This is a genomic window from Parabacteroides acidifaciens, assembly GCF_003363715.1.
In the GTDB taxonomy this organism is placed as follows: domain Bacteria; phylum Bacteroidota; class Bacteroidia; order Bacteroidales; family Tannerellaceae; genus Parabacteroides; species Parabacteroides acidifaciens.
Genome location: NZ_QREV01000009.1, coordinates 84,758 through 93,624 on the forward strand (window position 1 = coordinate 84,758; position 8,867 = coordinate 93,624).

The 8,867-nt window shown below is 40.9% G+C and carries 4 protein-coding genes; all 4 read right to left on the minus strand.

Translation table 11 applies throughout. The annotated features are described in order from the left end of the window. The 4 genes from pglX to DWU89_RS05965 are packed head-to-tail and all read right to left on the minus strand — an operon-like array spanning nt 1 to nt 8,422. Nucleotides 1-3,537: a BREX-1 system adenine-specific DNA-methyltransferase PglX gene (gene pglX, locus DWU89_RS05950; protein WP_115498724.1), complete on the minus strand. Its 3,537-nt coding sequence runs from the start codon at nt 3,535-3,537 to the stop codon at nt 1-3. Next, a complete protein-coding gene (brxC, locus tag DWU89_RS05955) occupies nt 3,538-7,173 on the minus strand; it encodes a BREX system P-loop protein BrxC (protein WP_115498725.1) in 3,636 nt (1,211 codons plus the stop codon). An 11-nt stretch (nt 7,174-7,184) separates the two neighbouring features. Next, on the minus strand, nt 7,185-7,790 hold the full coding sequence (locus DWU89_RS05960; protein WP_115498726.1) for a BREX protein BrxB domain-containing protein: 606 nt from the start codon (nt 7,788-7,790) through the stop codon (nt 7,185-7,187). After that, the gene (locus DWU89_RS05965) at nt 7,787-8,422 is read right to left on the minus strand and encodes a BrxA family protein (RefSeq protein WP_115498727.1); all 636 of its coding nucleotides are present in this window, start codon (nt 8,420-8,422) and stop codon (nt 7,787-7,789) included. The genes DWU89_RS05960 and DWU89_RS05965 overlap by 4 nt, the downstream gene beginning before the upstream one ends. Nucleotides 8,423-8,867: the final 445 nt, after the last annotated feature.

Sequence of the window (8,867 nt, forward strand, 5' to 3'; positions counted from 1 at the left end):
TTATTTAATCGGAGCCAACACTCCCTTAAACTTCGCATAGTTGACCGTTACGCCGTCATCCAGATCGAAATCTATTTGTGCGTCGGCAACGTCTTTCAAATAGAGATCGTATTCGTTGCACTCGGCCAAATCTTTTTGCAAACCGGCCAGTTCTTTACGTTGGACGGTTGTCAACGAAGAGGCCTGCGCTTCCAGTTCAGCGATCTGCGAAAGCAAGTACTGGATATGAGGCAACAAATAATGGCTACGAACTTTATCGGCGGAATATTTATTCATCCGGTGCATATAGACCAATACTTGAAAAGCGCCTTTCTTACTGCTGAACAACCAGTAGATCGGTCGTTTGCTATAACGCTGGCAATGCTCTTTCCAGAAGTCCTTGACAAAATAGGTTTCCAATGTCTTACCAATGGAAGCTTCTATGAAATTCAGATTTTGCGCCAATGCTTTTTCGCCGAATACTTGCAGGACAAAGTTATTAAAACGATTCAATGCATTGTCCGAGAAATTACATTTAGATGTCATCAAAGGGATAATGCCGTCGTCATCGATCACAAATTCCCTGTCGTTATACATATAGGGAGCAATATCCTCCGCCGAAGGATTCGGATAAGCAATATGCAATCCCGGACGATCCAGACGATAACGTCCCATCATGCAACCGACAGCATAACTGATAAATTGCTTGATAACGGCATCAGCATTAAACTTCAATTGTCCGTCAACGATAGAGATTTCGCCTTGCTGAAGGATTGTGATCTCGTCTAAAGGAACATCGGGCGTAAGTTCGTCTTGCAGGCCGTAGATTTCGATAAACTGTCGGTTGAGTTCTTCCTCGTTATGGTGAAGTTGGAGGAACTGGGATGTCCAGTATTGTATGTAAGCATGGAAAAGTTGTTCTATGCCCATGAAATTTTTGTTCCATGCCCATGAAACTTTTGTTTCATGCTCATGAAACTTTTGTTCCGTGCTGGTGGAACTGAAATCTTCCCGGCTTAAACGGATGAGTTCGTTTTGTTGGAAGTCCCAGGAGGTTTCGTGGGAGTCCCAATCTTGGCGAGATATTTTTATACAACCTCTAACCATACTGTGTATTTGTTCACACTGATAAAATAAAATTGGTATATTCCTAATATCTACAAGCTGAAATACCAATGTTGGATTTAACAACTTAACATAAGAATCACAGATTTTTGAATTAAAAAATCCTAAACATTCATGATACAATAAGTCATATTGTGGTAATAAATAAAAAGATATTGTTGTCGCATCAAATGTTCCCTGTTCGTCTAACAATCGACAATTAACAATAGAACTCATACGAGAAAAAGTAAACCCCTTCTTAAACCAATATTTTTCTTTTATTATTCTTGCTATTTTATCTTTTCTATAAAATTCTTGTGCACGTTTATCCCATTGAACACAATGCTCTATATTCCCATACCATTTTCTAAAAATACCACCTTTGGCGTATTGAATATATTTCTTTCCTTTCCCTATTTTTAAACAAGATAGTTCCCACAATAATCGCAAATACATATCATTATTTCCCGTCTTATTCTGACCATCAGCTAAAATAATCTGATCAAAAGTTTTATCAGAGAACGTTTTAATAATTTTGTTACTCACCCAATACCCAATCGGACATCCCGGAATCTTCTCGAAGTTCTTCTGAGAAATATTTTTATAGCAATTATCTCCTTTAAAAAACAAATCCTCCTTATCTGCACAACAGCGTCCATCTATCAATCGATGATACACACCACCATTTAAAGGCAAATGTTTAGAAATAACAAACGTCGTATTCTGAACCACCTCGCCACTCAACTCATCAAATGTGCGAGGACCGAGGTGCAGCATATTATCGATCTGATAATTATCCAGGAAAAACTTACGCAGTTTCTCGAACGAAGAAAGAAACATCCAACTCTGCATATTTATCATGCCCATCTTCCCTTTGTCCTGAAGCAAATTCATAGCGACATACATGAAAACAGCAAACAAATCTGCTTTCCCTTCCGTATAATTATCCGCCACATATTTACTCAACGCCGCATTCATATTCCCACTCCCCATATACGGCGGATTGGCTACAACCGCGGCATACTGCGCAGTCAGAACCAACAAGAGTCGAAAAGCCGGAAGGAACGCCTGTACGCTCGGCGGTAATTCACCATTCTCCCGGTATTCGCGCAAACGTCTTTCTACCAAATCGCGCGTTTCCGAAGAAATCCGGAATTTCATAATCGATCCCAGATTATTTGCCTGCTGCATCAACTTCAAAGCATCCATTAACTCCGTCAGCACTTTATCATCCCGTGTTATCAACAAATCAGACAGATCACCTTTTGTCCCTGCGTTTATCTCCGGAATGCCACTCATATCAAGCACTTGAGGCAAAACGCCGGCTTCTAAAAAATAAGGATCCAGCTGAGCCGCTTTCATCAACAAGGCAAACATCGCCAACTGGCGGGCACGTGTATCGATATCCACACCGAACAAGTTACGTGTCAAGATCGCCTCGACTGCCTCCCGGCGGGAATATCCTTCTTCCCTGTAAATCTGATAAAACAAATCAAAGGCTTCCACTAGAATATGTCCGGAACCACAAGCCGGATCCAGCACTTTCATCGCTTCGATATCCGAGATTTCCAGTTTCGCATCGTCCGATGTCGGTTCGGAAGGCTCGACCAGATACTTCCAGCCTTCTTTTAAATCGCCATACGGATTATTATCCAAATAGATACGTCCGACCGTGTTCTGCACCATATACTTTACAATCCAATTCGGCGTAAATATCTGTGTCGCTGCCGGAATATCCTCTGCTTCCGCTTTCTTTTTGTTCTTGAAAGCAGCAAACACCTCGTCTTTCTTTTCAGAGATATAGAATTGGTAAAGCCAACCGATCAATTCAGACTGCCGATAGTCTTCATCCGAGATAAAATCCGTATGATTCAGCAAATCGATAAAACCGCCTTCCGACAAGATATTGGTCGGCAACAATAACTCCGTATAATCCGCCATCTGTCCGAACACACGGTTTAGCAACGGATTGAAATGGCAAAACGAAGTGATCAGTAAAGCAAACTGTTCCACCTCTTTCGTATCATCGCCCAACAAACTTTGCAGCTTCAGGCGGTCACGTTCCAACATTTGGGGCAAGCGTCCCCGACGTGCTTCCGCTACGATCAACGGAATACGCAAATCTTCGGACTCATATGCCAATACCGGGGCGACAAAACCATTCTTTTGCATAATACGAATCGCCATAAAACGGTTGAACCAGGTATAAGCCGCTTCTTCATACACCTCTTTTATACCCGAATGTTCAATCTGATGATACAGTTTCATCCATTTGTCATAAAACGACTCGTCCCAAAGCCTTTCCTGGTATAACGTGCCGCCGGACAGCTGTTGAGGAAGTTCGTCCGCATGACCTTCGCTATCGAAGCCCAACGCAGATAAACGCTGTGCCACACCCGCCTTTAATATATCACGTGCCTTTACGGCAAATTTCTTTATCGAATTGGTATCCATTTACTCAATAATAATTTGTTCGTCCTTCTGAATATACGACATCAATTGTTCTTTCAAGGAAGATAAATAAGCATCCACATCTTGTTCTGTTTTTATGACATGAACTGTTCCCGTCTTCAAAGAAACTGTCTTTAGTGTGGGAGATTCCGCGACTTTGGAAGAAGGAACACCCGAATCAACCGGTTTCCCCATATCGCTTCCCTTTACGCCGGAAACAGGCTTTTTCTCTTTCCGGTTGACTTCTGCCCAAATCTTCGCCACTTGATCCGCAAAGAATCTGTCAATCGTATTGAGATTCAATTTTAATGTGGCGATTTGTTCAGGAGCTTTTCTCTTCACAATAACTGCATCCCGATCAGCATAAATACATCGATCCACATTTTGCTGAACGGCTAACTGGTCCAATCGGTCAAAGCCCTCATTACAACCGTTTTCAATCTCCTTACGGATTTGATCCTTTACCTTACGGATTTCTAATTCGATCTCTTTTTTTAGCTTTAGGTAAATACGGAAATCTTGTATCGGCCACTCATCCGTTTTCAACTTTTTCAATTCTCTCAAGGAATCCCAACACGATTCCGGAAGATAATTAAAGTTATCAGTATTCTCTTCCAGGAACCTCAACAGTTTTTCATAGTTATCGACCTGATCATGCATAAAAACTGCCACTTGCTTACAACGATCCACGCAAAGGTGACCCTCTTCACGCATAGCAATCACTTGCTTGAAGAATTTCTCAGCATCCCGTTCTAAGCTCCATTCGTCCAGCATATCCAACAGTTCGGACAAAACAGAACTGAAAGGATAATGCCGACACTGTTCATATAGTTTTTGGTATTCCTTCCGAACCTGCACCAAAGCGGACCCGTCCATTTCTTTCATCTGGCGGAATAGTTCATTCCCATCTATCGTATTAAAGACCTGTACGATATTGAATATATATTTCCAAGCCTCTATCGCTTCGTTAATCAAATCCTGCGGGATTTGTTCCGCTACGGAAACAGCGAATTTCGGTTGCTCCGAAGTTCTGACGATCCTGTCCGCAATCTGTTCACGGGAACAATTCGGCTCATTATTATATGTAAAGGCGCGCTTTCCCCTTCTAACCAATTCGTTCACGACATAAATCGTCGAGAAATCAGACCAGCCGAAAGGAGAAGCTTTAAAATGTTTCAATATTTCGGGAAGCATCACATCCCGTATTTGCCGGTTCAAGAAGGTTTCCACCTCCTGCTCCGGACGGGTCATACCGGATAGCTCCGAATAATCGCCAGCTTCAACCGACCGCATTATTTTCCGTTTCAAATCATCCGTCGTCCGCGGAAAATCAGCTGATGAACACATAGCCGCACGCGGATAAAGAGTTGACAAATGCCTGGTCAAAACCTCTTTATACCGATCAGCCCCTTTTTTGGCACCTAATTCCTCCGATTGGATCACACTCGCACCGGCGACAAAAGAGCAAGTGTCGAACATCTGGTGGAATACTGGCTTAATCTTATTATTATAAACTTCCAATGCCCGTTCGGCAAATTCCTTATTCGTCTGTGCACGGCTATCATTGGCCGGAGGTACATCCGTACGATACTTCTGCACCTGGCAATACCAGAAGAAATCCCGTTGCAATTCTTTATTTTCAGCATACAGCGGAAACAGAAAAACGGCTAAACGATTCTTGTCATTTCTAAAAGCATACTGATCCGGATTCGGCGTATCGCTATCCATCACAAACTCCACAGCGATATCCGGATTATTCGTCAGATAATTACGCCCCATAATGGAAACGCCCAACGTAAACGCATTATCGCAATAGATTACTTTATTGGACGGATTGGCTAAATAACCGAAAAATATATTTTTCAATTGTTCGGAGATAGAATTTACATCCGGTTGCTGATTCTTGATCAACTGGGCAACCTGCATTTCATCTTCCGAATACAGGCAATAGGTATCGGGCGCCCCGTCTTTCCCCCGTTCACTACGCAAAACGCTCTTCTCTATAAGGAACTGGAGAACCTTTTCAACCTCGCTACGCAACCGCAATTTATTTGCATCGACATCTTGCATCAACAGACAAACAAGATTTTCCAAAGAAGCAGGGAACAACAACTTTTCCGTATCCGAAAGATTGCAGATCATAAAAATGAGCCTTACCACCCGCTCTCCAAATTCCGGATTCGAATAAGTGCTGATAATATCTTTGGCATTTTTCATAGCCTTCTGTCCTAATGCCGTCAGATTCTGGTCGAACATCTCCCGGAAAAACTGGTCGAAAGAAATAAACTTACCGACCTCTTCGTCTTTTGTCAGTTTAGCCGTACTGTGAGTTATCTTCAGAATCGATCGCTCATTATCTTTAACTTCCGTCACCACATATCCTAAATTCTCAAAAGAAGCAAACACTTTAGCGATCAACTTGAACTGATAAGGGACGAAAGGATAATAATCCACAAAATCCTGTTCGGAGCTATACGAACGGTAGGACAAAGGCAACTGAAACTGGGAAGAGATCGCATCCTTTTTCTCCTGATACAGCTTTCCCAACTCAACCATAGCCGTTCCTTTCTTGTCCAGAATACGTTTCTGGGTAATATATTCGGGTTGTGTACTTTTCAAGGAAGCTCGAACTTCGAAACGTCCCATAATCTTACCATAGTCTTCCGAGCCTTTCACGATGTTACAAGCACCGACCAACTCCGAAAGATCTTGCTGTGCTGTACAAGCCACCCATATTTTATCCCCACATTTTTCATGCAAACTCGTGATCAATTCCTGCAACTGCAACAATACGCCCCGGCGGTTATTGATAAATTGGGAAACCTCATCCGCCAGAAACAACAATCGGTAATCATCATCTTTATCAGCCAGATACAGTTGCAATTCGTTCATGAATTTCTCAACACTGACATTATAATTGTCGTTAGCTATTTTAGGACGGATCGCATCAATACTCATCGTCGGAACCAGTTCTTTTCCCATTTCCAGAATAAAATCCAATTCCTGTGTAGCCAAATCATCCGCCTGCTTTTCCCAATCGAATCCTTCCTCTTCCAAACGTGACTTAAAAGCATCAAAAACGCCTTTGTTTTGAAGTAATTTTTCAAAATGCTGTGCCAAAGCTATATTAAAATGGTTGAATCCCCGGAAAGCATTAAATTCACCCCAAAAAACCTCGGTAAAGACCTGCTTCTCGTTTCCCCGGATATTATGAACCGCTCCGATATTGAACATGACGATATCGACAGTCGCACGCTGAAGCCAAAGAGCCAAGTCCCGCATATCGGAAGGCATTACCTCGCTCGCACTGTTGCCATGTCGCATCGGATCATGCAACTCTACAGCCTCGACCAAACGTGCCAATGCTCTTTCCTGATATTGGGAAGAAATACAATAATTCAAATATTTCAAGAAATGTGACTTTCCGGAACCGTAATATCCATTTAACCAGATACCGGTATGATGTACTTTCTTATTTTTAATCGCATTCAGTATCGTATAAAGTCCATTTATAATTTCATCGGTAAAAACATATTCTTCAATTTCTATCCGAACTGTCTTCTCATCCAAGTCACTTACCGAAACTGCCGGATTGACAGCCCTAGTAATATCTTTACTGTATAAGTCTTGTAATTTCATACTATCGCCGATTAATCATTAATTAATAGTGTAGCCCTGTAAGCATGGGCATCTTCCAGACATCCGAAAAGACTAAAAGTATTATCAACCTGTTTTCCCGGATAAAAAACAATTATTTTATACTTGTTCACTTCATTATAAGCTTCATAATTTGTTAGAAACACATTTGTCCGCAACAAAGGATACATCTGCCCTATTCCATACAAAAAAACATAAGGCCGTTTGTAATCCGTTTCTGTAGAGATATGAGCCAATATACGCTGGTGAATATATTCATAAAACTCTTTACTATTCGCTTTTGTCGTCAAAGAGCGCATTACAGCCTCTTGATTCTCTGCATCTTTATCAAAAAGATACTGCAAATAAGACGGATGCTTCTTTCCAAAAGAAAGCCCGTTCATAAATTCACAAAAAGTGTCATACAGATTCATCATCAGTACATCCACATAGTTGGCTGGACGAATCAGATTCTCCTTAAATTGTTGAATCTGCTTGCGTATCTCATATTCTTTTTCCGCATCATATAAATAAATATAAAAGTTATAAAACAAATCGCCTTCTTCCGTATTCTGAAAACAGGGATCACATAACTTTTCATATAATTGCTCAACCGTCATCTTAAAATCTCCTTTATTCGTTCTATCTCATAAGCAGGAAGCAGACACGCTTCCAAAAACCAACCTTCATTGTTCTGCAAAAAATAAGCATAGTTCTCATCTTTCAAACGCAAAGAACTTAAATTCATTGTAACCGCATCCAATATTCCACATTGTTTCAGTATAACAATATAAGTCTTTGCTACCTTCTTTTTGGTCTGTTCCGACCAACTGTCTACAAACTTATCTTTGGCAGCTAATTCATATAGTTCTGAAAGAAAATCGGAAGTAGCCACTTTCTGTTCCACCGATCTCCATTTAGGAATGACAACATTAAAATGAAAATCAAAAAGTAAACGGTAACATTTCAGAAGGACAAAGAATAAAAAAGTACGCTGTTCTTTTTCCTGTTGATTCATATACAACTCCCAAAAAGAGCGCCCAACAGATCTAAAGCGTTTTTGAATCTCGGTAATTACGCGTTTACGGGATTGTTCCGAATGGATATGAAGCAATCTATTTTCTCGTATTTCATCCTTTATAAGTACATCTGCGTCAGTAGACATCAAAATCGGCAACAACGCATTCGTCTCGTTAAAAGCCAGACTTGCAGCTGTAAAAGAAGCACTATATAGAGTTTTATTGATAGACATTTTGTTATATTTGTTACTTAGCTTACAAAGCTAAATAAAAAAATTCAATCTGGTAAGTCAAAACAAATATGTATTATCCGGAGAATCGGCAGAATTTTACAACAACCCCCTTTTTCAGCTATTTTTCTATTTCATCCGAAATTCCGATTCATTTTGGATTGACTCTTTTTACGGTTTTAGCCTCTCTTTTTGACAAGTAAAAAAACGAGGTGCCGGGACCGTTTCAAAAAGCGTACATTTTGATTGCCGAAATACGGAAATACCAACAAAGTGATAAAGCTTAACTCCCGGAGAATCGAATATTTGAAAATAAAACGGACGGTGTTCCAAATATCCCAAGGAAATTCAGGGGCTTTTTTGCCCTTTGGACGGTCTTCTTTCCAATTACGACCGTCCAAATCGCCATTACGACCGTGCTAATCTTCGCGAGGTGCCGAGTGCACTA

Coding starts and splice junctions, on each gene's coding strand:
- pglX (WP_115498724.1), bottom strand. CDS start 3,537: ATGGATACCAATTCGATAAAGAAATTTGCCGTAAAGGCACGTGATATA.
- brxC (WP_115498725.1), bottom strand. CDS start 7,173: ATGAAATTACAAGACTTATACAGTAAAGATATTACTAGGGCTGTCAAT.
- DWU89_RS05960 (WP_115498726.1), bottom strand. CDS start 7,790: ATGACGGTTGAGCAATTATATGAAAAGTTATGTGATCCCTGTTTTCAG.
- DWU89_RS05965 (WP_115498727.1), bottom strand. CDS start 8,422: ATGTCTATCAATAAAACTCTATATAGTGCTTCTTTTACAGCTGCAAGT.